We start from the raw sequence: 24,603 nt of genomic DNA on the forward strand, positions 1-24,603 counted from the left end.
CCGTTTCATATGCTTATTAGCGCAGGAGGCGCAACAGACCGCCTGCGCCCCATTTGTGCTTTTATGATTAAGGATGATATCCCCATGAGGCTCTCCACCGCGATTCTCGCCCTCAGCTGTGCCCTGGTAACGATCACCGGCTGCACCTCGTCAAAATCGTCACCGGAACGCCACGCCTATGCGTTCGTCGCCCACCGCTCCGATTTTGTCGGCGGCAACTTCACCGTCAACCGTCAGGAAAATTACCGTTTAAACCTGCCGACCTTCACGGCGATGTACGCCCGCGGCCAGCAGGATAAAGCCGCTGGCATGAGCGAAAGCGACGCCCGTCGCACCGCCGAGGCCATCAAACAGCAGGCGGCGCAGGGCACCCGCACCGAGCACGCCTTTACCGGCAACGCCAGCGACAAATGGGATAATGCGATGGAAAATAAAGATGCCGTCCTGTTCGGCAATGAGCTCTCCGGGGCCTATCTCGACGGCTATCTTGGGGTGAAATAACCCGGCGGCGCGCGTCCTGCGCCCCGCCAGAATTCAGCGTTCGACGCTCACCCAGCGCTGCTGCTGATGGCTTTTGACGATCGCCTCGATGATGTACATCACATCGGCGCCGTCGTCGAAAGCGGCGAAGCGCCGGGCCCCGGCCTCCGGCATCTTCCCGGCGCGCACCGCCTGATAAAAATGGCCCATCATATTCTTAAAGGCGTCCGGCCAGCCCTCAATATGGCCGCCGGGGTAATGGGCGCTGTCAGCGATCTCCGGCCGCAGCAGGCTGGGGTCGTCGCTGAGCCGCCGATCCGGCTGCTCGCGGTGGCCAATCCACAGCCGCTGGGGCACTTCCTGATCCCAGGCCAGAGAACAGCGGCTGCCGTTAATCTCCACCGCCAGACGGTTTTTCCGCCCGGCGCTCACCTGAGAGACCATAAAGCTGCCTTTGCTGCCATCGTCAAAACGCAACAGCACCGAGCCAAAGTCCTCGGTATCGACAGGCCGGGTTTCATATCCCTGCGCCTCGTGAACGGCGCTGAAGGTCGCTTTGCCATTCACTGGCGCTTTACGCGTCGGCCAGACGATAGACAGATCCGCCATCACCTCGACAATCCGCCGACCGGTCATAAACTGCACGGTATCGCACCAGTGGGAGCCGATGTCGGCCACCGTCCGCGACGCGCCGCCCTGCGCCGCATCAACCCGCCAGTTGTAGTCGGTCTCCAGCAGCATCCAGTCCTGTAAATAACCGCCGTGCGCCGCGAAGATTCTGCCGACATCGCCATGGCGGATCATCGCCGCCGCCTGCTGGACCATGGCGAACTGGCGATAGACGAAGCTGACGCCGTGCACCACGCCGGCCCGGGCGGCAAGCGTCACCAGTTCCCGCGCCTCCTCCGCCGTCATACACAGCGGTTTTTCGGAGAAGACGTGCAGCCCGGCGGCGAGGATCTGCCGGTTAATCTGGGCATGCAGATGGTTCGGCGTACAGTTATGCACCACCTGCAGCCCCGGATGGGCCAGCAGCGCCTCCACGCTGTCATAGGCATGGGCAATATTCAGCGCTCGCGCCTTGCGCTGCGCCGCCTCAAGGCTGCTGTCGCACAGCGCCACCACCTCGATATCCCCCAGCCGCCGCAGCGCCTCCAGATGCGCCGGACCAATAAACCCTGCCCCAATAATCGCGACCTGAATCATATTATTCCCTCCCGCCGGCGGCAAAGTCATCGAAGGCCCGCCCGGCAACGGGAATGATATGGCGACGAATAAACTCGCTGCCCTCGCGCGCGCCGGTCTCGGCGTCCTTCAGGCAGCACTCCCACTCCAGCACCGCCCAGCCGTCAAAATCATATTCGGTCAGCTTACTGAACACCCCTTTGAAGTCGATCTGCCCGTCGCCGGGAGAGCGGAAACGGCCAGCCCGCTGCTGCCAGGGCTGATAGCCGCCGTAGACGCCATTGCGCCCGTTGCGGCGAAATTCGGCGTCCTTGACGTGAAACGCTTTAATACGCGAATGATAGATATCGATATAGGTCAGGTAGTCCATCTGCTGCAGATGCAGGTGGCTCGGGTCATAGAGCATATTGCAGCGCGGATGGTTATCCACCCGCGCGAGAAAACGCTCAAAGGTCACGCCATCATGCAGGTCTTCGCCGGGGTGGATCTCATAGCAGACATCAACGCCCTGCTCGTCGAAGAGGTCCAGCAGCGGCCGCCAGCGCCGGGCCAGCTCGGCAAAGGCCTCATCCAGAAGCGGCTGATTATGCGGCGGCCATGGATAAAAAAAGGGCCATGCCAGCGCCCCGGAAAAGGTCGCATGGGCCTTCAGCCCCAGGCGACCGGAGGCCACCGCCGCCTGCTTGACCTTCTCCACCGCCCAGCGCTGGCGCGCCTGCGGATCGCCATGCAGCGCCGCCGGAGCAAAGGCGTCAAACGCTGCGTCATACGCCGGATGCACCGCCACCAGCTGTCCTTCCAGGTGGGTGGACAGCTCGCTGATCGCCAGCCCATGCTCCGCCAGGACACCGCTGACCTCGTCGCAGTAGGTCTGGCTCGCCGCCGCCCGCTCGACATCGAAAATCGCCGGGTGGTTGCAGGGGATCTGCAATGCCTTGTACCCGAGGCCGGCGGCCCACTGCGCCACCCCCTCCAGCGTGTTAAACGGCGCCTGCGGGCCGATAAACTGCGCCAGAAAAATGCCCGGTCCCTTAATCGTTTTCATACCCCCTCCTGAAAAATTAGTGCGGCTCTTTCTCGTTGTACTGGAAAGAGAAAAGGAAAATCAGCGCGATAACCGCGGCGGCCACCGCCGGGATCCACCAGAAGGTCACCCAGGCCTGCGGTACGCTCTGCCCGGCCACCAGATGGTTATACAGCGCGCCGGAGATCTGCGAGCCCAGCAGCATGCCGATCCCGTAGGTGAACATCACAATCATGCTCTGCGCCTGGCCTTTGACCTTCTCGCCCGCCACGCGGTCGGTGTAGATAAAGCCGACGACAAAGAAAAAGTCATAGCACACGCCGTGCAGCAAAATGCCGAGATAGAGCAGGAAGCGCCCCTCTTCGCTGACGCCGAGGGCGAAAAAGGCATAGCGCACAAACCACGCCGCCATGCCGATAAGCAGCATGTATTTCACCCCGAGGCGACGGAACAGCAGCGGGATCACCAGCATAAAGACGATCTCTGACATCTGGCCGAAGGACATCGCGGTGCTGACATCCTTAACGCCGGCATCCGCCAGATACGACGCGGTATAGGCGTAATAGGTGCCTAACGGCACGGAAATTAAGGTGGCGCAGAGAGAGAAAATCAGGAAATGGCGCGTTTTCAGCAGCGCGAAGGCGTCCGCGCACAGCAGATCGCGAAACTGAACCGGCATGCCTTTGGCCGGCGCCGGGGTGTGGGGCAGCGTCAGGCTGTAGATCGCCAGCGCCACCGAACAGAGCGCCGCCAGGGTGAAGATGCCGGTGGTGTCAGAGATGCCGGTCACCCCGATGCAGATCCCGGCGATAATCCAGCCGATGGTGCCGAACACGCGGACCACAGGAAAGGTTTTATCGACGTTAGCCAGGCTGTGGAAGGCGATATTGTTGGTCAGCGCCAGGGTCGGCATGTAGCACAGCGTATAGCCGAACAGCAGGCCAATCAGCAGCGCGCCGTTCTGCGCCACCAGCGCCTGGGGGACAAACCACAGGATCGCTGCCCCGGCCAGGTGCATCACCGCCATCACCTTCTGCGAGGCGAAAAAGCGATCCACCAGCATCCCCAGCACAAAGGGAGACAGGATGGAGGCGATCGGCCCGGCGGAGAACGCGTCGCCGATCAGCAATGACATCTCATAGCGGGTCATGACCAGCCCCAGGGTCACCGACCAGCTGCCCCAGATAAAGAACTGCATAAACATCATTAACGACAGCCGCGGCACCAGAAAACGGTGGCTCACGCGGACACTTTCCCGACCTTCTGTTGTTGTGACCATGTTGCTCGCCCTCAGAAAAGTAATCGATTACAAAATCGCACAAAACAAAAGTAATCGATTACAAAAATAAGATCGCCAGGCAAATGCGCCACCTGCGAAGAGGATCACAATAAAAAGGCAGGCAGCCCCGCCGGACGGCGGGGCATCTCGCTTACGCCGGGCGGCGCAGCAGTTTGAAGGCGATAAACAGGAACAGGATCCACACCGGCAGTAGGATCGCCGACAGGCGCATCCCGTCGATCGTGCACATCAGCGCCAGAATCAGCCCAAGGAAAGCAATGCAGAAGTAGTTGCTGGCGGGCGCCAGCAGCGCTTTAAACTTCGACTCACGCCCTTTGCGACGCTGGGCGGCGCGGAACTTCAGGTGCGCCATACAGATCATGATCCAGTTCAGCAGCAGCGTCGCCACCACCAGGGCCATCAGCAGTCCCAGCGCTTCATGCGGCAGCAGGTAGTTCAGCACCACCACCAGCGAGGTGATAATCCCCGAGAGCAGCAGAGAGTTCACCGGCACGCCGCGCTTGCTGACGCGAGCGAGGAACGTCGGCGCATTGCCCTGCACCGACAGGCCGAACAGCATCCGGCTGTTGGAGTACACGCCGCTGTTATAGACCGACAGCGAAGCCACCAGAATGACGAAGTTCAGCGCGGACGCCACCAGGTTGCTGTCGAGATGATGGAAAATCATCACAAACGGGCTGCTGTCGGATTTGATCTCCACCCACGGGTAGAGCGCCAGCAGCACCACCAGCGAACCGATATAAAACAGCAGGATACGATAAACCACCTGGTTGACCGCTTTCGGAATGCTCTTTTCCGGATTTTGCGCTTCCGCGGCGGTGATGCCGATAAGCTCCAGCCCGCCGAAGGAGAACATGATCACCGCCAGCGACAGGATAAGACCGTGCCAGCCGGTGGCGAAGAAACCGCCGTGCTTCCACAGGTTGTCGAAACCCGCCTTGCTGCCGCCGTGGCCGCCAAACAGCATCCACAGGCCAAAGGCAATCATGCCGATAATCGCCAGCACTTTTATCAGCGCGAACCAGAACTCCGCTTCGCCATACAGGCGCACGTTGACGAGATTGACGGCGTTAATAATGAGGAAGAAGGCCGCCGCCCAGATCCAGGTCGGAACGTCGGGCAGCCAGTACTGCATGTAGATCCCGGCGGCGGTCAGCTCCGCCATTCCCACCAGCACGAACATCACCCAGTAGTTCCAGCCGGACAGGAAGCCGGCGAATGGGCCCCAGTATTTGTAGGCAAAGTGGGCAAAGGAGCCGGATACCGGCTCTTCCACCACCATTTCGCCCAGCTGGCGCATGATCAGAAAAGCGACAATCCCGGCCACCGCGTAGCCCAGCAAGACCGCCGGGCCAGCCATTTGAATCGCCGGACCAATGCCGAGAAACAGGCCGGTGCCAATCGCGCCGCCAAGGGCGATAAGTTGAATGTGTCGGTTCTGTAAACCGCGATGAAGCGTCGGGCCGCTCTCTTCTACGGCATCCGACGACGTTGACGCGTCTTTCACGTCGTTCCCCTGTGTGTTTTTGCGAAGGGGCACCTTTTATCACTTAGGGGGGATTGTCGCAAGTTGCGTGGGGCGAGCGTCAGCCGCCCGTCCCCGCGTTTTACCCTCAGAAGTCGTAGCTCATCGAGACGCGAACGGTACGCGGATCGCCTTCAAACAGGTAGGTACCGGTATCGTCGATGCCGGACCAGTATTTCTCGTTGGTCACGTTGGTCACCCCGACGCGCCAGGTCATTTCGTTCTGGTCGGCGTTCAGACGCATACGATAGCGCAGGGCTAAATCCAGGGTGGTGTAGCTATCCAGCTTTTTGGTGTTGGCCGCATCGGCATACTGCGAACCGCTATGATTGACACGCGCGGTCGCGGTCAGGCCTTCCACCGGCTTGATGTCATACTCGGCGCCGAGCACCGCGTAGAAGTTTGCCACCCCGACGGCATCTTTACCGTCGGTTGCGCCTTCAGCGGTTTTAGTCTGTTTTGCATCCAGCCAGACGGTGCTGGCGTTAAGACGCAGTCCCAGCATCGGCTCGCCAAAGACGTTCATCTCTACGCCGCGGTTACGCTGCTCGCCGTCGAGGCCGTAATTGCCAGCGGTATCGGAAATGGCGTTCGGTTTTTTGATTTCAAACAGCGCCAGCGATCCGCCGATCGTACCGTAGTCGATCTTGACGCCCACTTCGTCCTGCTTCGAGTGCGCGATACCGGTGCTCTCACCGGCATTGGCCGCCGCCGTCGGCGCCACGGAACCCGGCTGCAGCGCTTCGGTATGGTTAGCATACAACGACAGCGACTCCCACGGTTTGTACACCAGGCCAAACGTCGGCATCCAGCGGCTTTGGGTATAACGCGAGGAAGTATCTTCCAGTCCGGTGGCGTTGCTGTAGTTGCGCACGACCACTTTCTGATGGCGAGCGGCGGCGGTCAACAGCACTTTATCGTTAAAGAAGCCGAGGGTATCGCTCAGCAGCCAGCCCTGCGTACGACTGCGTGAGGTGACCAGCGGATCGTGGTAGTTACCGCCAAAATAGGCGTTATCCGGCATGGCCACATCATGGTTGTCATAAATATTGGTAGTCGGGTTGCTGGCCGACATCCGCCAGGCGGTGGCATCGGTATGCACCTGCGCCGCATAGCCGAGGTTCACCTGATGCGAAATCGCGCCGGTATTAAAATCGCCGCGCAGCCCGCCCATGCCGCTGATGGCGTCAATAATGCGGTTAGTATCCAGGCGGCCAACCGTGGCATCGCCGTTTTTATTCAGAAGCTTCGGCGCGCTGTAGGTGCCAATTTCATGCGAATGCTGGCCGCCAAGGGCGCTGTATACCGTCCAGCTATCGGTCAGGTCATATTCTGCCTTCGCCATGCCGAATTCGCTTTCGATATCGCTATAGCCCCACTTCTGGCTGTAGTTTTTGCTGTTGTCCGGCAGCGCCGGGACGAAATCCACGCCGCTGATATTGACGCCCATCGTACCGCCGTGGAACGTTTTCTTCTGGTAGCCGAAATCCAGCGAGGAGCGGAAACGGTCGCCACGGTAATCAAGTCCCAGCGAAGCCAGCGTGGTACGGCGTTTATCGTTATCGATAGCGCCTTCACCCTCGCGATGCACCAGGTTGATCCGGGCGCCGAACTGGTTGTTGTCACCGAAACGCCGCCCAAGGTCGAGGGTGCCGCCCACCTGAGAATCAGAGGTATAGTCGACGCCAACGCGCGCGGTCGGCAGATCTTCCGCCCGTTTCGGCTCAAGGTTAATCATCCCGCCGACGCCGCTGCTGGCCGCGCCGTTAAGCAGGCTATTGGCCCCTTTGAAGATTTCAACGCGCTCCAGCATCTGGGTGTCCATCACCTGACGCGGCACCACGCCCGCCAGGCCGCCCATGGTCATGTCGTCGCCATCGAGCTTAAACCCGCGGATTCGATAGGTCTCGGCGAAGTTGCCGTAGCCCTGTACGGCCTGCACGCCAGCGTCGTTACTGACGACATCGGCGATGGTTTTCGCCTGCTGATCCTGAATCAGTTTCGAGGTATAGCCGATAACGTTAAAAGGAACGTCCATCGCCTTTTGTTCGCCAAGCATCCCCAGACGACCGCCGTGGGCGATCTGCCCGTCGAGGAATGCCGGAACCACCAGGTCGCCGCCGGATTTAAAATCGCTGGTTTCGTTAGCCTCGACGATAAGGGTTTCTTCCCCCGTCTGCGTGGCGGCGGTCTCTTCCGCGGCCACCGCCGCCTGGTTGGCGGCGCCGATGGCTAAGGCCAGCAGCGTTTTACGCAGCGGGAAGGATGAATAGAGCGTGGTGTGCATAATTTGCCCCGTGGATGAGGATAAATGAATCCAAGGGCCCGTCGCCGGACCCGATATTCTTATTGCGCGTTCAGGTCAATGCGTACGACGCTGTCCGGGCCTTTTGTGGAGTGGTCTTTATTGAAGGGCTGTTTGACGGTGACAAACAGCGTCTGACCATCGGCGGAAAGCAGCATACTGTTAGGATTGGCCGGTAACGCCCAGCTTTTCTTCAGCGTGTAGCGGCTGGCGTCAAGGCTGATGACCTTGCCGGATTCTCGCTGTGAAATATAAATTTCCTGGCGTTTCTTATTGAACTGCACCGCCAGCGAATCGCCGACGTCGAGCTGTTTAAGCAGCTTGCCGCTGTGGATATCCAACACCAGCGTGGTTTTCGCTTTCGAGTTATCGGTCACAAACAGGCGGCCGGTGTCGCAATCTTCAGCCATATTAAGGAGCAGCGCTGGCTTGTCGCCCAGCGGCTTCCAGCGCTGTTCAATGCGCTGGTTATGGGGATTGATCACCAGAATTTCACCGCTGCCGTTAGCGGCGTACACGCGCCCGGTTTGTGCGGAGTAGTGCAGGCCGGTCATCCATTTACCGGTATTTGTAATGCGTGTTTTCAGCTTCAGGGAGGTGGCATCAACCACCCAGATTTGCGCCGGGTCGGCAACCGCGCCAACGTAGAGAGTATTGTTCAGCAACAGCAGCTGACGCGCCCCATAAGGGCGTCCTTTTTCATTGCGCTCGCTGAACAGCAGGCGGTTTTTGACCTTGCCGGTAGCGGTGTCGATAGCGCTGATGCCGCCGTCCAGCGAATTGCTGACATAAAGCGTTTTACCATCCGCAGAGAGCTGTAAAGCGAAGTTTTTCAGATCGGTATGCGTCAGGCCGATGGTGTTGAGGGTTTGCGGATCCAGTGTGTAGACCGCCCCACCCTGCACATGTTTAAAGCCTTCGGCGCTGGCGACGTACAGCGCATCACCCTGCGGGCTTAGCGCCATCTCGTACAGCCCTTCCGCTAGCTGGCGCTGCAGCGGTTGCGCCACGTTAGGGGCTGGAGAGTCGATAACCGGTTGGGAAACGGCAGAGGAAGGATGCGTCGCGCAGCCGCTTAACGCCGCGCTGATGGCCAGCGTCAACGCCGGAAGTGTGTATTTCATTGGATCAACCCTATAAAAAATCAATGACCCGATGGACGCGCAGCGGCCGATATTGTGTGTTTCCAGCCTGCTGTCTTTACGTCACCCTACGCCTTCGCGACTCTTTGTGAACGACTCACTGGCGCAGCTCGAACCTTGCCCGATATGCAAATAAAAAAGAGAATGAGAACTATACGCATTATCTAGTGTCAGGCAAGCCCTGGCGGGCAAAAAAGATAATCTGCTAATTTTTTACGGCAATGGCGGATAACGGGGGGAAGAAAGGCTCCGCGAAGGGAAAAAGAGTCCCGGAAGCGAGGCAGTGCCCCCTCCCGGTTTCAGGGCCAGAAGGCGCAGGATGTGTCGCCCATCTGGCGCAAAACGACAAATGCCGGCGCTATTTCGCTGAGCGGCGGTTAATATCGCACCATCACCGACTTCAGCTCCGTGTAGTCATCGATAAACGCGCTGCCGAATTCGCGACCGATGCCCGAGCCCTTCATGCCGCCGAACGGCACCGCCGGGTCGAGGAAGGTATGCATATTGACCCACACGATGCCGGCGTCTATCGCCTCCGAGTAGCGCAGCGCCAGGCGAATATTATCCGACCAGACGCTGGCCGCCAGGCCATACGGCGAGGCATTCATCCGCGCCAGCGCCTCGTCTTCACTGTGATAGCCGATAAAGCTGCACACCGGGCCGAAGGTCTCCTCGCGCATCAGGGTGCTCTCTTCACTGCGCACTTTGACCGCCGTCGGCTGCAGGAAATAGCCCTCCCCCGGCAGGGCTTCGCCGCCGCAGACGATGGTATCGCCCTCGTCGCGTGCGGTCTGAATGAGCCGCAATACTTTTTCATGCTGCTGGCGATTGGCCAGCGGCCCCATCAGCGTGCGCTCATCCAGCGGCGATCCCGGCGTGAAGGCGCTGAGTCTTTCTTTCAGCAGCGCCAGCACCGCATCCAGTTTGCCCTGCGGCAGATAAAAGCGCTCCGCGGCGGCGCAAATCTGCCCCTGGTTCAGGTAGCCGGCTTCAAGAATGCCGTTGACCATCGCCTCCGGCGTCAGGTCGTCAAGAAACAGCGCGGCGTTTTTGCCCCCCAGCTCAAGGGTCACCCGTTTACCGAAAGCGCCAGCCGACTGCTGGACTTTCTCGCCGGTAGCCACCGAGCCGGTGAAGCTCACCTTGGCGCAGGCCGGATGGGTAATCAGCCGCTGAGCAATCTCGCCGCCGGCGCCGTTGACCACGTTAATCACCCCGTCCGGAATACCCACCGCTTTCGCCAGCTCCGCCACGCGCAGCAGCGTCAGCGGCGTATACTCGCTCGGCTTGAGGACGATGGTGCAGCCGCAGACCAGGGCCGCCGCCAGCTTCCAGACGGCAATCATAATGGAGAAGTTCCACGGCACGATGCCCACCACCACCCCCAGCGGCTGGCGGCGGGTGAAGGCGGTATATTTCTCCCCGGCCATCGACGGCAGCGACACATCCAGCGTTTCGCCGGTCACTTTTCCCGCCCAGCCGGCGAAGTAGCGCAGGAACGCGACCGATTGATCCAGCTCTAACATCCGCGCCAGGGTGATGGTCTTACCGGAGCAGAGACTTTCCAGCTGCGCCAGCGCTTCGCGATGCTCAGCCAGGGCATCCGCCAGCTTCAGCAGCAAGGTTCCGCGCGCCAGCGTCGGCATTTCGCGCCACTGACTAAACGCCTGGCGGGCGCTCTCTACCGCGCGGTCCGCCTGGTCGCTATCCGCCGCGGTGACCTCGGCGATCGCCCGCCCGGTGGCCGGGTTGATCACCGCAAACGGCGCGCCGCGGCCCGCCTCTCGCTCACCGGCGATAAACTGCCCGTGCGGCTGGCGTAAAAAGGCGGTCACTTCCGCCAGTAAGGTTATCTCGCTCATCGTCAGTACCCGTTTTTTCAGCAACGTTGGCCCATCACAGCACGGCTTCCCGCCGCCGCCCATCGTTCTAAAGAACGTCATTCTTCCGGACGATATTCAACGCCCGCGCGGCGTGCTGTGATGAGGAACTTGAGCGAGGCAAGACCACAGGGTAACGCGATGAACATCAAAATCGATGCGCTGAACTACTACGGCGCGACGAAGAAATACCACCTCCATTTTCCGGCGCTGCGGGAAGATATTGAAGCCGACGTGGTGATTATCGGCGGCGGCTTCTCCGGCATTAACACCGCCCTTGAGCTGGCGGAACAGGGCATCACTAACGTGGTGGTGCTGGAAGCGCGCCATCTCGGCTACGGCGGCACCGGGCGCAACGGCGGCCAGGTGATGGCCGGTATCGGTCACGATATCGAAGCGGTAAAAAAGCACGTCGGCAAAGAGGGGCTGGAGACGCTGTTTAAAATCGCCAACCTCGGCGCAGGCATCATTCGCGAGCGCATCCGCAAATACAACATCGACGCCGATTTCGTCCCCGGCTACGGCTACCTCGCCTATAACCAGCGGCAGCTCAAAACGCTGCGCCAGTGGGAGAAAGAGTTTAAGGCCGCCACCCCGGATGAAGATATCGAACTGTATACCGGGAAAGAGGTGCAGCAGGTGGTCGGCTCCGAGGTCTACTGCGGCGCGCTGAAACATATGGGCGGCGGGCAGATCCATTCGCTCAATATGCTCCTCGGCTCGGCGCAGGCCGCCCATTCGCTGGGGGTGAAGATCTTCGAATCCTCGCCGGTGGTGGAGGTGAATTACGGCAAACAGGTGCGGGTACGGACCGCGATGGGCAGCGTCAAAGCCGCCAAGCTGCTGTGGGCCTGCGACAGCTTCCTCAACAATATGGAGCCGGAGATCTACAACAAAACGCTGGTCACCTACTCCTACCAGGTATCGACCGAGCCGCTCTCCGATGAACTGATCGAGCGCATCAGCCCGCTGCGCGGCGCCTTCAGCGATATTCGCCCGGTGATTAACTACTACCGCGTCACCCGGGAAAACCGCCTGCTGTTCGGCAGCGCCACCCGCTTTGTGGAGTATACGCCGAACGATTTCGCCGCCTGGAACCGCACGCTGCTGGCGGAGGTCTTCCCCTATTTGAAGGATGTGAAGATCGATTTCGCCTGGGGCGGGCCGATGGCCTGTAGCGCCAACCTGTTCCCGCAGATCGGCACCCTACGCGATCACAACAACGTCTTTTACGTCCAGGGGTACTCCGGCTTCGGCGTCACCCCGTCGCACATCGTGTGCAAAATACTCGCCGAAGGGATCAACGGCGGTTCCGACCGCTATCGTCTGCTGAGCAGCATCCCCCACGCGACCATCCACGGCCGTGACAGCCTGCGCTTGCTATTAGTCACTGCCGGAAAACTGATGCATCAAACCGCCGGTTTCTGGAAAGGCCGGAGTTAACCAGGAGAACGCTATGCACGCTTTTAAACTTAAACACCCGGTGCCCGACCTGCAGCCAATCGGCAGCGTCAGCCTGCTCGGCGCGACGCCGACCGCCGGCGACCCGCAGGTGGCCGGGGCGATGATCTACGGCGAGCCGCAGGATGCCTTTACCTGCGGACTGTTTTCGTCCACTGAGGGGAGCTTTACCATGACCTATCCGTTTACCGAACACGCCACCGTGCTGGAAGGCGAAGTGGAGCTGACCGTCGCCGGCGGCGAGCCGCAGCGCTTTGCGCCGGGCGACAGCTGGTTTGTTAAACAGGGTACCGAAGTGGAGTGGAAAATCCTGACGCCGCGCTTTGTGAAGCACTACCTGGCGAACGTCGAGACGCGCTAACGTGCTGATACTGCCCGGCGGCGCTGCGCTTGCCCGGGTCTGGGGGACGAATGCCGTCGCCAGGCCGCGTCAGGCGCCAGCCGCCACCCGGCAGAAACAGGCGCAATGTGGCAAGACGGATGGCCCCGGTTTTCGGGGTCATGTTGTTTATCCACCCTCACATTCATCGACGGCGTCACAGAATCATGCGCCGCCCTCCACCTTCCGGACGATATTCGTTGAGCAGGATGCCCGCCTAAATTATGACTATCCGGGAGTGGCGCTGGCTATTCCCTGCCCTCCCCCACTATTGTGCAGAGGTTGACTATGTTTAGTAACAGACTTGCCAGCCATCTTGAGCGCGGGGTCGTCGGCTTCCCGACCACTCTCGCCAGCTCCGTCGGGCTGATTATGGCCAGCCCGGTGATCCTGACGGTGACCAGCGGCTTCGGCATGGGCGGTGATACCTTCGCGCTGGCGGTGCTGCTGGCCTTTATTATGATGCAGGCGCAGGTCACCACCTTTGCCGAGGCGGCGACGCTCATTCCCACCACCGGTTCGGTGTACGACTATATCTCCTGCGGCATGGGACGCTTCTTCGCCATCACCGGCGCGCTGTGCGCCTATCTGATCGTGCATATTTTCGCCGGGACGGCGGAGACGATCCTGGCCGGCATTATGGCGCTGGTGAACTTCGAATCGATCAACGCCCAGATGGCCGCTCACCAGAACACCTGGATGGTGGGCGTCGGCATGGTGGTGGTTTTCGGCCTGTTGAACGCCATCGGCGTGGAAATCTTCGGCAAGGTCGAAGTGGTGCTGACCTTCGGCATGTGGACCACGCTGACCATTTTCGGCCTGTGCGGCATTTTTATGGCGCCGGTCACCCATCTTTCCGGCTGGTTCGGCACGCCGCTGAACGTCAGCGATATCCATGGCCTGTTCGGCTATATCGGCATGGCGATGTTTATGTTCGTCGGTTGCGAACTGGTGACGCCGATGGCGCCGGAGATCAAACAGGCTCACCGTACCATTCCGCGGGCGATGGCGCTGGGCCTGCTGGGGGTCGCCAGCTGCATGTTTATCTACGGGGCGGCGATCAACCGCCAGGTGGAGAACACCGTGCTCGACGCGGCCAACAACGTCCATCTGCTGGATACGCCGATGGCGATCCCGGCCTTCGCCGAGCGGGTGATGGGCCACGCCGGCCAGTACTGGCTGGGGGTCGGGCTGCTGCTGGCGGGCTGCGCCACCATTAATACGCTGATGGCCGCGGTACCGCGCATTATTTACGGTATGGCGCTGGACGGCGCGCTGCCCCGCTTCCTGACCTGGCTGCATCCGCGCTTTAAAACGCCGGTGATCGCCATCGCCATCGGGGTGGCGATCCCCTGCCTGCACGCCTGGTATCTGAACGGCGATCTGGACCGCATCGTGCCGCTGATCCTCGCCGCGGTCTGCGCCTGGGGCGTCGCCTATCTGCTGGTTACTCTGTCGGTGGTGATGCTGCGCATTCGCCGCCCGGACCTGCCGCGCGCCTACCGCTCGCCGTGGTTCCCGCTGCCGCAGATTATCTCCAGCGTCGGAATTATCATCGCTATCGTCAATATCACCCCGCCGGGGATGGACAGCCGCCAGGTGCTGGTGCCGTTCGGCATTATGCTCGGCCTGACCGCCGCCTACGCCCTGTTCTGGACGGTGTGCGTACAGCGCGTCAATCCGTTCAAGCCGCTGGTGGTGGAAGAGGTGGTCGACCGTGCCATCAGCAACTACGAAAAACAGACCCGCGGGGAGATGACGCCAGATGTCCTCCGTCCCCTGGTTTGAGACGCCGTTAATGAACGCGGTGCAGCGCGATCTGGCCGGCTGGCCCTGCGAAAAGCTGAGCGAGCGCAGCGCGCTGCTGCGATTGAACGACGCCACCGCCGTCACCTTCAGCGTGCGTCAGAAGCGGCTGTTTATGGCCAGCATTCACAGTTGCGAATTTGTCATCGCAGGGCCGGTCACCCGGCCCGTGCGCGGTCACATTCGCGCCCATCAATCCGGCTGGTGGAAACGCCAGCCGATCCGCTTTATCGGCGGCAAAGGCAGCGAGGAACTCGCCGGCTATCTCAACGGGTTTCCTAATCTCCAGCAGACCCTAAGCGAACTGGACTACCGCCGCTTTTCGTTGACCTTTGACGATAACGGCTGGCGCTGCAGTATTGAACCCTGGGCCGCCAGCGAAGTGGTTTGTAAAATGCCGCCGCTGCGCCGCTATCTGCGGCTGGAAGCGCAGCAGCGGATGCTGCTGCTCAGCGTGCTGGCGATGATCGATCAGGCAGTCAGTCAGTGGATGCGCGGTGAAATCGTAGATGAGAAAGCATTTTCTTCCCCGCCATCACAGCGGGGAAGCTGAGCCGGTTTACTGCAGGCCAAACCGTTGCGCCAGCCGATCGATGGCCTGCCTCTGGAACTGCGCAAACTCCGCCCGCGGCTGCTGCTGTTGAATAAATTCCAGCAGCGGATCCTGGACCGCGGTGCGAATGCCGCTCAGGGCCTCCATCACCGCCAGGCCGCAGAACGGCACGTAGGATTCGGCGTAGCCGCCCTCGTGCACCATCACCAGTTTCCCGCCGCACAGACGATCCGCCGCCTGCTGCACCAGCCCGGTCATCGCCCGGAAGCTGTCGCTGTGCAGCTGCATCCGCGCCAGCGGGTCCATGGCGTTGGCATCATAGCCGCAGGCGATGATAATCAGCTCCGGCTCAAAGCGCGCCAGCGCCGGAATAACGATGGTTTCCAGCGCATAGCGCCAGCTGTCGTCCCCCGCCCCGGCCAGCAGCGGAATATTGATGTTGTAACCTTCGCCCGCGCCCGCGCCGCGATCGTCCTCACCGGCATAACCGGGTGGGAAGCAACCGTCCTGATGCAAGGAGATGGTCAGCACGTCGTCGCGCTGCAGGTAGATATGCTGGGTGCCGTTGCCGTGATGAACGTCCCAGTCAATGATCGCCACCTTGCCGAGCCCCAGCAGCGCTTTCGCCCGCTCGACGGCAATCGGAATATTGGCGAGGAAACAGAAGCCCATCGACTGGTCCGGCAGGCAGTGGTGTCCGGGCGGCCGCGACAGCGAATAGGCATTATCCAGCTCGCCCTTCAGCACCGCTTCCACCGCCGCGCAGGCCAGTCCGGCGGAGAGACAGGCGATTTCATAACTGCCCGGCCCCAACGGTGCCTCTTTGCCCAGCATGCCGCCGCCGTTATCGCTTATCGCCTTGAAGCGCTCAAGATAGCTGTCGGGATGGATCCGCCGCAGGTCCGCAAGGCTTGCCGGCGCCGCGCTGCGCAGCGCCAGCTGCGGCGTCAGCCCGGAGACGTCCATCAGGTTTTTCATCCGCCGTTTGGTCTCCGGCGATTCGGCATGACCGCCGCCGGCGGGCGGTTGCACCCACCCGCCCACCGGCAGCGTCACCGCGTGCAGACCAGTACTGTGCCAGAAACAACGTTCATCAAAGAAGAAACCGGTTTTTCTTTTCACTCTATCCTCCCGTTGGCTAAGCCTTTGCCGGCGGCCGACGCCGCCGCAATCAAAATCAGTGACAGCAGCGCGCAGCCCCCTGCCGCCAGCAGCAGCGGATCGGCGCTGGCAAAATGCTGCAGTAAAGCCCCGGCTAATGCCGGACCGGCCGCCATGCCGCCGCCGATCACCAGATTAATGCTGTTCATCAGCCGGCCGTTGTTATCGAGCCCGGCGACGCGGGCGAGAATAAAGGGCAGCACGAAGGTCCACGTGAACTTAAACAGCAGCGCCGCGAGGGCGTAGCGCGCCAGCAGCGGCTGGCCGATCAGCAGCGCGACGCTGAGGATCAGCAGGCCGTAGCCCAGCCACACCGGCAAACGATCGGCCCGCCGGGTGCCGCGCAGGGCCGCGCCCCCCGCGCCGATAATGCCGCACACCGTCGCCGCCGCCAGCACCAGGCCGACCTGCGTCGTGCTCAGGCCCGCCGCCGCGCCGAGGGTGCCGATAAAAGTCCACACCGCGCTAAGGCTGATATAGAAGGTCAGCACCGCGAGGACCGCCAGCGCCTGACGCCACAGCGCCGTCGGCGGCTGCTGGCGCGAGACGGACAACGGTTGAAAGCGCGGCGGGAAAGCCGACACCAGCGGCAGGCAGCAGAGCATAATGGCGGCGAGGATCAGATAGACCACCTTGAGGCCAAAGCTGGCAAACAGCCCGGGCAGCACCAGCAGGCCAAGCATCCCCAGCAGCAGTTGCCCAAGCACCCAGAAGGCATAGACTCGCGACGGGTTCGAGGTTCCCGCCGCGCAGCTGATGCACAGAATCATCAGCGTGCCGCCCGCCAGCGAGGCGAGAAAGCGCACCGCCAGCAGCGTCTCATACTGGGTCACCGCCGCCGAGGCGAGATTGGCTGTCAGAAACACGACCCCGGCCGTCAGGGCGACCCGCCGCCAGTCGAGGCGACTCATCCACCACCACGCCGGCAGCGTCGCCAGGCTCATCGCCCCCAGTTCCGCCGAGAACAACCAGCCGATCTGGCCGGGTTTTAGCTGCCATTCGCTGGCCAGCTGCGCCGCCACCGCCGGCGCGGTCATCAGAATACCCGGCGCAATAGCGGCGAAAATCACAATCGCCGCCAGCAAACGCAGGGACACGACCAGCCCGGCGGGCCGGGAAAGCGCATGTTCAGTGAGAGGGGTACTCGACATCGTAGGGCGTGCTCCGGTCAAAAAAGCCTCCCCCCGGAGGGGTCTCCAGGGAGTGATACCCACAGGCATCAGGAAAACGCCGTGCTGCCACGGCGCGCGCGGGATGCGATAGTCAGATCACAGATGCAGCGTACGCTGAGCGGCCGGCATCCAGGTTCGGGAAACGAGTTCAGTACGATTGACCACTTCGGTCTTGGCGAAAATATTGCGCAGGTGCGTTTTCACCGTCGAGAGCGAGATATCCAGCCGGCGGGCAATCAGCTTATTGCTGGCCCCTTCGCGCACCATGCCGACGATTTCCCGCTCTTTGGCCGTCAGGATGGCGGGCAGGTCATCTTCGTCCTGCAGGCAGTCGCGGATCGCCAGCTCCACCAGCGGCAGCACCGCCTGGGCCCGATGACGCTCTTCGCTGGAGAAAGGCACGTCGCGCATCAGCGAGATACCGGCGACGATCCGCCGCTCGCGGCGAATAAAGATCTCGGTCATGTCGCGCACATTATTCGGCAACATAAATTCATGATAATAATGCCGGTTGCGGTCGCAGAGCCGCGGCGTCATCGCCGCCATGGTGGTGTTCTGGTGGCTAAAGCGCGACGGCAGCAACGGATCCAGCGGCTGGAAGTTTTCCAGATATTGTTGGTGCGTATTATCAGAAATATTATGCAATATATAGTTTTCGGGTTTTAACCGATTATTTACTCGATAAAATACCGCCGAAGACAGTGGAATTAACTGGGAAATAGTCTGTAAACAACGGGCTATTATCGCATCATTACGGCTGGCTTTTAACAAAGCAGACATGATAGGGCCTCCCCGTCGAGGTGCTGGTACATGACACATGAATGACTACCGATTATTGAAGCATACATTTCACATTTAAGTAACACAATCATTAACATATTAACAGTGTGATAGCCGTTACAAAATTTTCAGCAATACATTGTTATATAAAGCATTTAAAAAACACACCTGCCATGCTTTACGATAGCGGCGTTAAAACATAAACAAAAAAGATTAACACCCGGCGGACAGGCCCCTGGTGATAAAAAAACCCTATCCCGGACGCGTCTCTCTCATCCTTAAGAACGATGGATTTCTGTTTTTTTTCACTTATACCTCTAACAGGATGCAATTAATTTTCGCCGCGGCTTAATCATGTGATTACGCCTGACCCGCTGTTGCCAAAATAATATCAACAGCGCCGGTCATTAACCGAGGATAAGCCGATGCTGAATATCGCCGCCCTGCGCCAGCAGCAAATTCCGCTGGCCGCTGAGCCGCGCTCGCCGGTGCCGTTTCATATTCTGATGAAGCCGATTGGCCCCGCCTGCAATCTCGCCTGCCGCTACTGCTATTACCCACAGGATGAAACGCCGGTCAACAAGATGGACGAGGCGCGGCTGGAGCAGTTTATCCGCCGCTATATCGCCGCCCAGCCCGCCGGCGCGCGGGAAATCAACTTTGTCTGGCAGGGCGGCGAGCCGCTGCTGGCCGGCCTGAGCTTCTACAAAAAAGCGCTCGCCCTGCAGGCGCGTTATGCCCCCGACGGCGTCACCATCAGCAACAGCCTGCAGACCAACGGCACGCTGATCAACGACGCCTGGTGCCGGCTGTTTCGCGAGCATCGCTTTATTATCGGCTTGAGCCTCGAAGGCAGCGAAGCGCTACAGGACCAGCATCGTCCGGATAAACGCGGCCGGGCCACCTGGCCGGCGGCGCTGCGCGGCATCGACCTTCTCCACCAGCATCAGGTGGAGTTTAACCTGCTGGTGGTGGTGCATAACGAGATGGCGGCGCACGCGGCGGCGATTTATGACCGGGTGGTCAGCCTCGGCGCGCGCTATCTGCAGTTTCAGCCGCTGATGAGCGAAGGCGCAGCGCTGCGCGAGGGCTATCAGCTGAGCGCCGATAACTGGGGGCGTTTTATGGTCGGCATCTGGCGGCAGTGGCAGAAGCGCTGCGACAAGGGGCGGGTGTTTGTCATCAATATCGAGCAGGCGTGGGCGCAGTACTTCACCCACACCAGCGGCAGCTGCGTGCACAGCGCCCGCTGCGGCAGCAATCTGGTGATGGAGCCCGACGGAGAGCTCTACGCCTGCGATCATCTGATCAACGCCGAGCATCGGCTGGGCCGCCTCGATGAGCAGACGCTCGCCGCCGCGGTCGACGCCTCGGTGCAACTGCCTTTCGGTCAGCAGAAAAGCCTGCGCCGCGAATGCCAGACCTGCGCGGTCAAAATGGTCTGCCAGGGCGGCTGTCCGGCGCATCTCAACGCCGCGGGCAACAACCACCTCTGCGGCGGCTACTACCGCTTCTTTAGCGAAATTCTTGCGCCCGTGCGCCCCTTTTCCCGCGACCTTGAAGGGCTGCAAGCCTGGCGGGCCGCGTTTGTCGGGGCCGCGCATCCGGCGTAGCCCGTTGCTCTGAAGCTATCCCTTTGAAACAGGAGAATCCGTTGTGAATAAAACAGCCATGGCCGCGGCGGTCAGTGTCATCCTCGCCGGCGGCGCGCACGCCGCGCAGCAGGAGCGTCCGAACGTCATCGTCATTATCGCCGATGATATGGGCTACTCCGACATTAGCCCCTTCGGCGGCGAGATCCCCACCCCCAACCTGCAGGCGATGGCCGAGCAGGGGATGCGCATGAGCCAGTATTACACCTCGCCGATGTCGGCCCCGGCGCGCTCCATGCTGCTCACCGGCAACAGCAACCAGCAGGCCGGGATGGGCGGCATGTGGTGGTATGACAGCACTATTGGCAAGGAGGGCTACGAGCTGCGGCTGACCGACCGCGTCACCACCATGGCCGAGCGCTTTAAAGACGCGGGGTATAACACTCTGATGGCCGGCAAGTGGCACCTCGGTTTTGTTCCCGGCGCCACGCCGAAGGACCGCGGCTTTAACCACGCTTTCGCCTTTATGGGCGGCGGCACCAGCCATTTTAACGACGCTATTCCGCTGGGTACCGTTGAAGCGTTTCACACCTACTACACCCGCGACGGCGAGCGCGTCTCCCTGCCGGACGATTTCTACTCCAGCGAGGCCTACGCCCGACAGATGAACAGCTGGATTAAAGACACGCCGCAGGAACAACCGGTCTTCGCCTGGCTGGCCTTTACCGCCCCGCACGACCCGCTGCAGGCGCCTGACGAATGGATCAAGCGCTTCAAAGGCCAGTATGAGCAGGGCTACGCCGAGGTCTATCGCCAGCGTATCGCCCGCCTGAAAGCGCTGGGGATTATCCATGACAACACCCCGCTCCCGCACCTTGAGCTGGATAAAGAGTGGGACGCGCTGACCCCGGAGCAGCAGAAATATACCGCGAAAGTGATGCAGGTCTACGCGGCGATGATCGCCAATATGGACGCGCAGATCGGCACCCTGATGGAGACGCTGAAGCAAACCGGTCGCGATAAAAACACCCTGCTGGTGTTCTTAACCGACAACGGCGCCAACCCGGCGCAGGGCTTCTACTACGAATCCACCCCGGAATTCTGGAAGCAGTTTGACAACAGCTATGACAACGTTGGCCGCAAAGGCTCGTTTGTCTCCTACGGCCCGCACTGGGCCAACGTCAGCAACGCCCCTTACGCCAACTATCACAAAACCACCAGCGCTCAGGGCGGGATTAACACCGACTTTATGATCGCCGGCCCCGGGATTACCCGCCACGGTAAAATCGACGCCTCGACGATGGCGGTGTATGACGTGGCGCCGACCCTGTATGAATTCGCCGGTATCGACCCGAACAAATCGCTGGCGAAGAAGCCGGTGCTGCCGATGATTGGCGTCAGCTTTAAGCGCTATCTCACCGGCGAAGTGCAGCAGCCGCCGCGCGGGAACTACGGCGTCGAGCTGCATCATCAGGCGGCGTGGGTCGATGGCGAATGGAAGCTGCGGCGGCTGGTGCCGCGGGGCTTCACCGCCGGCGACGCGCCGTGGCAGCTGTTTAATCTGCACGACGATCCGCTGGAAACTCATGACGTCGCGGCCCAACACCCCGATCGGGTCAAAGCGATGAGCGAAGCCTACGAGGCGTTCGCCAGACGCACCATGGTCACCCGGGCGCAGGGCAAAATGATCGATTACGTCGGCATCGACAGCAAGACCGGACGCTATCTGGCGGTCGACCCCGCCACCATGAAGCCGGTTCCGGCGCCGCAGGCGATCCCGGTGAGCGAGCTCCATTAACCGACCCGGCTATCGTTCTTCCGGGCGATAGCCGGGAGCTGGCGCGCTTTTTAAGGTAACCGGAAACCCTATTACAGGAGAGAGCGAATGGCGAAAGTCGTGGTGATCACCGGCGGCGGAACCGGAATTGGCGCCGCCTGCGCGCGGCTGATGCGCGCCGCGGGCGACCGGGTGTTTATTACCGGACGGCGCGAGGCGCCATTGCGGGCGGTCGCCGATGAGACCGGCGCCACGGCGCTGATGGGCGATGCCGCCGACGGCGAGGCGTGGCGCCAGCGGCTGCTGCCGGCCATTCTCGACCAGGCCGGCGGTATTGATGTCCTCATCTGCAGCGCCGGCGGGATGGGCAACAGCCCCGCCGCCGATACCAGCGACCGCCAGTGGCGCGAGGCGCTGGACGGCAATCTCACCAGCGCCTTCGCCAGCGTTCGCGCCTGCCTGCCCTCGCTGATTGCCCGCCGCGGCAACGTGCTGTTTGTCGCCTCCATCGCCTCGCTGGCCGCCGGTCCGCAGGCCTGCGGCTACGTCACCGCCAAACACGCCTTAATCGGCCTGATGCGCTCCGTCGCCCGCGATTACGGCCCGCAGGGGGTGCGCGCCAACGCCGTCTGCCCCGGCTGGGTCACCACGCCGATGGCGGATGAAGAGATGCTCCCGCTGATGCAGGCGGAAGGGTTGTCGCTGACTGAGGCGTATCAGCGGGTCTGTCGCGACGTTCCGCTGCGCCGACCCGCCAGCCCCGAGGAGATAGCCGAGGTCTGTCAGTTTCTCTGTTCACCGCAGGCCGCCATCATCAGCGGCGCTACGCTGGTCGCCGACGGCGGCGCCAGTATCGTCGATGTTCCCACTCTGGCGTTTGCCTAACGCCCTACTCTGTTCAGGAGCCCCTATGACTTCAGAAGCCGTATTTATCCAGGTCGGCGCGCTGGCCGATGGTTTTGCGCCACACGGTAATGTACTCGCCACCGCCAGCCTGCCCGCAGGCGAGCGCTTTACCTTTTATGTCGCCGGGAGCGAGCCGCAGCAGCTGATCATCGAAGATGAGCAGACGCTAAGCTGGAACGGCACGCGCGCCCCCTGGCGGGCGACCGCCCTGCGCCCGGATATTCTGTTTATCGACTTCCTTGACCCGGAGCGGGATAACGCCAGCATCAGCGCGGTATGTAACCTGACGCAGCGCAACGCTACCCTGGTCTATGGCCAGCTGCCGGACGAAGCCGCCGCGCGGCTGGACGCCTTCAGCCGGGTGGAGCGAGGCCTGCCGCTGACCGCGGTAGAAGCGCGCTTTGTCTTCGCCCGCCTGGATACGCAGCCGGGGCCGCTGCCGGGCTTTACTCCTGCGCTGGTCGGCATGCGCAATCAGTACACCTACAGCCCGACCGAGCGCTATGAGCACATCTATCTCAACGATAATTTTTACGCCTGGCAGTGTCTGGACGGCGTGGAAAAGGGGCTGGCGGATGTCGACCGCTGCCACTATGTACTGGTGGCGGAGGATCTCTATCTGTTTGTCTGGCGCGAGAAAATCATTCCGACGCTGGGGGTGATCCTGATCGATCTTCAGCAAATGCGCACCGACGGCAAGATCATGGGCTATCAGGGCAGCGACTTCGGCGCCCTCAGCAATTTCCCGGTCGGCGCCAGCGCGAAGATCCTCAACGTCACCCGCCATCAGGAATAAAGGGGCGTCGCCGGGCACGCTTTCAGCCACCATGCCCGTCATATTGCCGGGTGGCGGCTGCGCCTGACCCGGCCTACAGTTCCCTCTCACAGGCTGACACATCGTAGGCCCGGTAAGCGCAGCGCCACCGGGCGATGACAGCAGGCACAGAGCCGTTTTTATGCCGGGTGGCGGCTGCGCCTTACCCGGCCTACGTTCGTACGACCTGTCGTTAATTTATTCACCATTGTTGCTGAAACTGCCGGTGCTGACGGCCTCAAAATCGCTGAGACGTTCCCGGAAGGCCGGGGCAGCCCGCATGGATGCGGGCTGAGGGCCGTGTTTTGCACGGACGCTGCCTCGGCCCGACCCGAAGCCTGCAGGGATAAGTCGAAGGGACCGCGCAGCGGCGATTTTGCTGGCCGGAGCCCGGGGGTACAGGGGGCGGCGGCGACTGGCCGCCCCCTGTGCGCTCCCTGCGCCATGATTGACATAACGCAGACGATTAGCCGGGAGCGCAATCTGCCCGGAATTAACATAGAAGTTGTAGCCCTGCCAGGCGCAGTGCGAACAAGGACATTTCCGGTTGTGCCGTTATTTTGCCGGGTGGCGGCTGCGCCTGACCCGCCTACGGGGTCCTCTCACAGGCTCATACCTCGTAGGCCCGGCAAGCGCAGCGCCGCCGGGCGATGACAGCAGGCACAGAGCCGTTTTATGCCGGGTGGCGGCTGCGCCTTACCCGGCCTACAGGGTCCTCTCACAGGCTCATACCTCGTAGGCCCGGCAAGCGCAGCGCCGCCGGGCGATGATAGCGGGCACGGAGCCGCTTTTATGCCGGGTGGCGGCTGCGCCTTACCCGGCCTGGAGGGTTCGTGCGACCTGTCGTTGATTTACCCACTTGTGCGACTGAAACTGCCGGTGCTGACGGCCTCAAAATCGCTGAGACGTTCCCGGAAGGCCGGGGCAGCCCGCATGGATGCGGGCTGAGGGCCGTGTTTTGCATGGACGCTGCCTCGGCCCGACCCGAAGCCTGCAGGGATAAGTCGAAGGGACCGCGCAGCGGCGATTTTGCTGGCCGGAGCCCGGGGGTACAGGGGGCGGCGGCGACTGGCCGCCCCCTGTGCGCTCCCGGCGCCATAAGAGACATAGCGCAGAAAATTAACCGGGAGCGCAATCTGCCCGGAATTAACATAGAAGTTGTAGCCCTGCCAGGCGCAGTGCGAACAAGGACATTTCCGGTTGTGCCGTTATTTTGCCGGGTGGCGGCTGCGCCTTACCCGGCCTACAGGGTCCTCTCACTGGCTGACACCTCGTAGGCCCGGCAAGCGCAGCGCCGCCGGGCAAGATATCAGGCTCGATACCCGTCATGTTGCCGGGTGGCGGCTGCGCCTGACCCGGCC

19 protein-coding genes are annotated in these 24,603 nt (G+C 61.5%); 9 read left to right on the plus strand and 10 right to left on the minus strand.

The features are described 5' to 3' along the window. The first annotated feature begins 84 nt into the window (after window positions 1-84). Window positions 85-501 carry an Exc2 family lipoprotein gene (locus tag L2I46_RS03040; RefSeq protein ID WP_023288721.1) on the plus strand — a complete coding sequence of 139 codons (417 nt, stop codon included), beginning with the start codon at window positions 85-87 and terminating at the stop codon, window positions 499-501. A gap of 33 nt (window positions 502-534) precedes the next feature. Here the strand turns inward: L2I46_RS03040 and L2I46_RS03045 are convergent, their stop codons facing one another. The 7 genes from L2I46_RS03045 to L2I46_RS03075 form a co-directional block, all read right to left on the minus strand. Then, the gene (locus L2I46_RS03045) at window positions 535-1,686 is read right to left on the minus strand and encodes a Gfo/Idh/MocA family protein (protein ID WP_044521461.1); all 1,152 of its coding nucleotides are present in this window, start codon (window positions 1,684-1,686) and stop codon (window positions 535-537) included. A 1-nt stretch (window position 1,687) separates the two neighbouring features. After that, window positions 1,688-2,710 carry a sugar phosphate isomerase/epimerase family protein gene (locus L2I46_RS03050; protein WP_023288719.1) on the minus strand — a complete coding sequence of 341 codons (1,023 nt, stop codon included), beginning with the start codon at window positions 2,708-2,710 and terminating at the stop codon, window positions 1,688-1,690. A gap of 16 nt (window positions 2,711-2,726) precedes the next feature. Then, on the minus strand, window positions 2,727-3,932 hold the full coding sequence (locus L2I46_RS03055) for an MFS transporter (RefSeq protein WP_072096478.1): 1,206 nt from the start codon (window positions 3,930-3,932) through the stop codon (window positions 2,727-2,729). Between the two features lie 187 nt (window positions 3,933-4,119). Then, the gene (pheP, locus tag L2I46_RS03060) at window positions 4,120-5,496 is read right to left on the minus strand and encodes a phenylalanine transporter (protein ID WP_023288717.1); all 1,377 of its coding nucleotides are present in this window, start codon (window positions 5,494-5,496) and stop codon (window positions 4,120-4,122) included. Between the two features lie 106 nt (window positions 5,497-5,602). Beyond that, complete coding sequence (locus tag L2I46_RS03065) at window positions 5,603-7,801, minus strand: TonB-dependent receptor (RefSeq protein WP_236947539.1); 2,199 nt, start codon at window positions 7,799-7,801, stop codon at window positions 5,603-5,605. 59 nt (window positions 7,802-7,860) lie between these two features. Further along, the gene (locus L2I46_RS03070; RefSeq protein WP_236947540.1) at window positions 7,861-8,943 is read right to left on the minus strand and encodes a YncE family protein; all 1,083 of its coding nucleotides are present in this window, start codon (window positions 8,941-8,943) and stop codon (window positions 7,861-7,863) included. Between the two features lie 395 nt (window positions 8,944-9,338). Further along, complete coding sequence (locus L2I46_RS03075; protein ID WP_085551244.1) at window positions 9,339-10,823, minus strand: aldehyde dehydrogenase family protein; 1,485 nt, start codon at window positions 10,821-10,823, stop codon at window positions 9,339-9,341. A 159-nt stretch (window positions 10,824-10,982) separates the two neighbouring features. On the opposite strand from L2I46_RS03075, the gene L2I46_RS03080 reads away from it, so the two are divergent. The 4 genes from L2I46_RS03080 (at window position 10,983) to L2I46_RS03095 (ending at window position 15,040) form a co-directional block, all read left to right on the plus strand. After that, a complete protein-coding gene (locus L2I46_RS03080) occupies window positions 10,983-12,284 on the plus strand; it encodes an NAD(P)/FAD-dependent oxidoreductase (RefSeq protein WP_023288715.1) in 1,302 nt (433 codons plus the stop codon). Between the two features lie 13 nt (window positions 12,285-12,297). After that, on the plus strand, window positions 12,298-12,663 hold the full coding sequence (locus L2I46_RS03085; protein ID WP_002892824.1) for a cupin domain-containing protein: 366 nt from the start codon (window positions 12,298-12,300) through the stop codon (window positions 12,661-12,663). 306 nt (window positions 12,664-12,969) lie between these two features. Next, window positions 12,970-14,469 (plus strand): APC family permease, encoded by a 1,500-nt coding sequence (locus tag L2I46_RS03090; RefSeq protein ID WP_032454960.1) that lies wholly within the window; start codon window positions 12,970-12,972, stop codon window positions 14,467-14,469. Beyond that, on the plus strand, window positions 14,447-15,040 hold the full coding sequence (locus L2I46_RS03095) for a DUF3156 family protein (protein ID WP_085551183.1): 594 nt from the start codon (window positions 14,447-14,449) through the stop codon (window positions 15,038-15,040). The genes L2I46_RS03090 and L2I46_RS03095 overlap by 23 nt, the downstream gene beginning before the upstream one ends. A 6-nt stretch (window positions 15,041-15,046) precedes the next feature. On the opposite strand, the gene L2I46_RS03100 is transcribed toward L2I46_RS03095, so the two are convergent. The 3 genes from L2I46_RS03100 to L2I46_RS03110 all read right to left on the minus strand — a co-directional run bounded on the left by L2I46_RS03100 (window position 15,047) and on the right by L2I46_RS03110 (window position 18,153). Next, entirely contained in the window at window positions 15,047-16,162 is a 1,116-nt protein-coding gene (locus L2I46_RS03100; RefSeq protein ID WP_023288712.1) for a class II histone deacetylase, read from the minus strand. Beyond that, window positions 16,159-17,352: an MFS transporter gene (locus L2I46_RS03105; protein WP_236947541.1), complete on the minus strand. Its 1,194-nt coding sequence runs from the start codon at window positions 17,350-17,352 to the stop codon at window positions 16,159-16,161. Before L2I46_RS03105 ends, L2I46_RS03100 begins: the two co-directional genes overlap by 4 nt. Window positions 17,353-17,469: 117 nt before the next feature. Next, window positions 17,470-18,153: a helix-turn-helix transcriptional regulator gene (locus L2I46_RS03110; protein ID WP_032454931.1), complete on the minus strand. Its 684-nt coding sequence runs from the start codon at window positions 18,151-18,153 to the stop codon at window positions 17,470-17,472. Between the two features lie 425 nt (window positions 18,154-18,578). On the opposite strand from L2I46_RS03110, the gene L2I46_RS03115 reads away from it, so the two are divergent. The 4 genes from L2I46_RS03115 (at window position 18,579) to L2I46_RS03130 (ending at window position 23,224) form a co-directional block, all read left to right on the plus strand. Beyond that, window positions 18,579-19,766, plus strand: a complete 1,188-nt coding sequence (locus L2I46_RS03115) for an anaerobic sulfatase maturase (RefSeq protein WP_236947542.1) — start codon at window positions 18,579-18,581, stop codon at window positions 19,764-19,766. A gap of 43 nt (window positions 19,767-19,809) precedes the next feature. Beyond that, window positions 19,810-21,543 carry an arylsulfatase gene (locus L2I46_RS03120; RefSeq protein ID WP_023288708.1) on the plus strand — a complete coding sequence of 578 codons (1,734 nt, stop codon included), beginning with the start codon at window positions 19,810-19,812 and terminating at the stop codon, window positions 21,541-21,543. Window positions 21,544-21,630: 87 nt separating this feature from the next. Beyond that, window positions 21,631-22,407, plus strand: a complete 777-nt coding sequence (locus tag L2I46_RS03125) for an SDR family NAD(P)-dependent oxidoreductase (RefSeq protein ID WP_165457679.1) — start codon at window positions 21,631-21,633, stop codon at window positions 22,405-22,407. A 25-nt stretch (window positions 22,408-22,432) separates the two neighbouring features. After that, complete coding sequence (locus L2I46_RS03130; RefSeq protein WP_236947543.1) at window positions 22,433-23,224, plus strand: MoaF C-terminal domain-containing protein; 792 nt, start codon at window positions 22,433-22,435, stop codon at window positions 23,222-23,224. Window positions 23,225-24,603: the final 1,379 nt, after the last annotated feature.

It is taken from the genome of Klebsiella sp. 2019SCSN059, from assembly GCF_021739525.1.
Classification (GTDB): domain Bacteria; phylum Pseudomonadota; class Gammaproteobacteria; order Enterobacterales; family Enterobacteriaceae; genus Klebsiella; species Klebsiella quasipneumoniae.

Coding starts and splice junctions, on each gene's coding strand:
- L2I46_RS03040 (WP_023288721.1), top strand. CDS start 85: ATGAGGCTCTCCACCGCGATTCTCGCCCTCAGCTGTGCCCTGGTAACG.
- L2I46_RS03045 (WP_044521461.1), bottom strand. CDS start 1,686: ATGATTCAGGTCGCGATTATTGGGGCAGGGTTTATTGGTCCGGCGCAT.
- L2I46_RS03050 (WP_023288719.1), bottom strand. CDS start 2,710: ATGAAAACGATTAAGGGACCGGGCATTTTTCTGGCGCAGTTTATCGGC.
- L2I46_RS03065 (WP_236947539.1), bottom strand. CDS start 7,801: ATGCACACCACGCTCTATTCATCCTTCCCGCTGCGTAAAACGCTGCTG.
- L2I46_RS03070 (WP_236947540.1), bottom strand. CDS start 8,943: ATGAAATACACACTTCCGGCGTTGACGCTGGCCATCAGCGCGGCGTTA.
- L2I46_RS03075 (WP_085551244.1), bottom strand. CDS start 10,823: ATGAGCGAGATAACCTTACTGGCGGAAGTGACCGCCTTTTTACGCCAG.
- L2I46_RS03080 (WP_023288715.1), top strand. CDS start 10,983: ATGAACATCAAAATCGATGCGCTGAACTACTACGGCGCGACGAAGAAA.
- L2I46_RS03085 (WP_002892824.1), top strand. CDS start 12,298: ATGCACGCTTTTAAACTTAAACACCCGGTGCCCGACCTGCAGCCAATC.
- L2I46_RS03090 (WP_032454960.1), top strand. CDS start 12,970: ATGTTTAGTAACAGACTTGCCAGCCATCTTGAGCGCGGGGTCGTCGGC.
- L2I46_RS03095 (WP_085551183.1), top strand. CDS start 14,447: ATGTCCTCCGTCCCCTGGTTTGAGACGCCGTTAATGAACGCGGTGCAG.
- L2I46_RS03105 (WP_236947541.1), bottom strand. CDS start 17,352: ATGTCGAGTACCCCTCTCACTGAACATGCGCTTTCCCGGCCCGCCGGG.
- L2I46_RS03110 (WP_032454931.1), bottom strand. CDS start 18,153: ATGTCTGCTTTGTTAAAAGCCAGCCGTAATGATGCGATAATAGCCCGT.
- L2I46_RS03115 (WP_236947542.1), top strand. CDS start 18,579: ATGCTGAATATCGCCGCCCTGCGCCAGCAGCAAATTCCGCTGGCCGCT.
- L2I46_RS03125 (WP_165457679.1), top strand. CDS start 21,631: ATGGCGAAAGTCGTGGTGATCACCGGCGGCGGAACCGGAATTGGCGCC.
- L2I46_RS03130 (WP_236947543.1), top strand. CDS start 22,433: ATGACTTCAGAAGCCGTATTTATCCAGGTCGGCGCGCTGGCCGATGGT.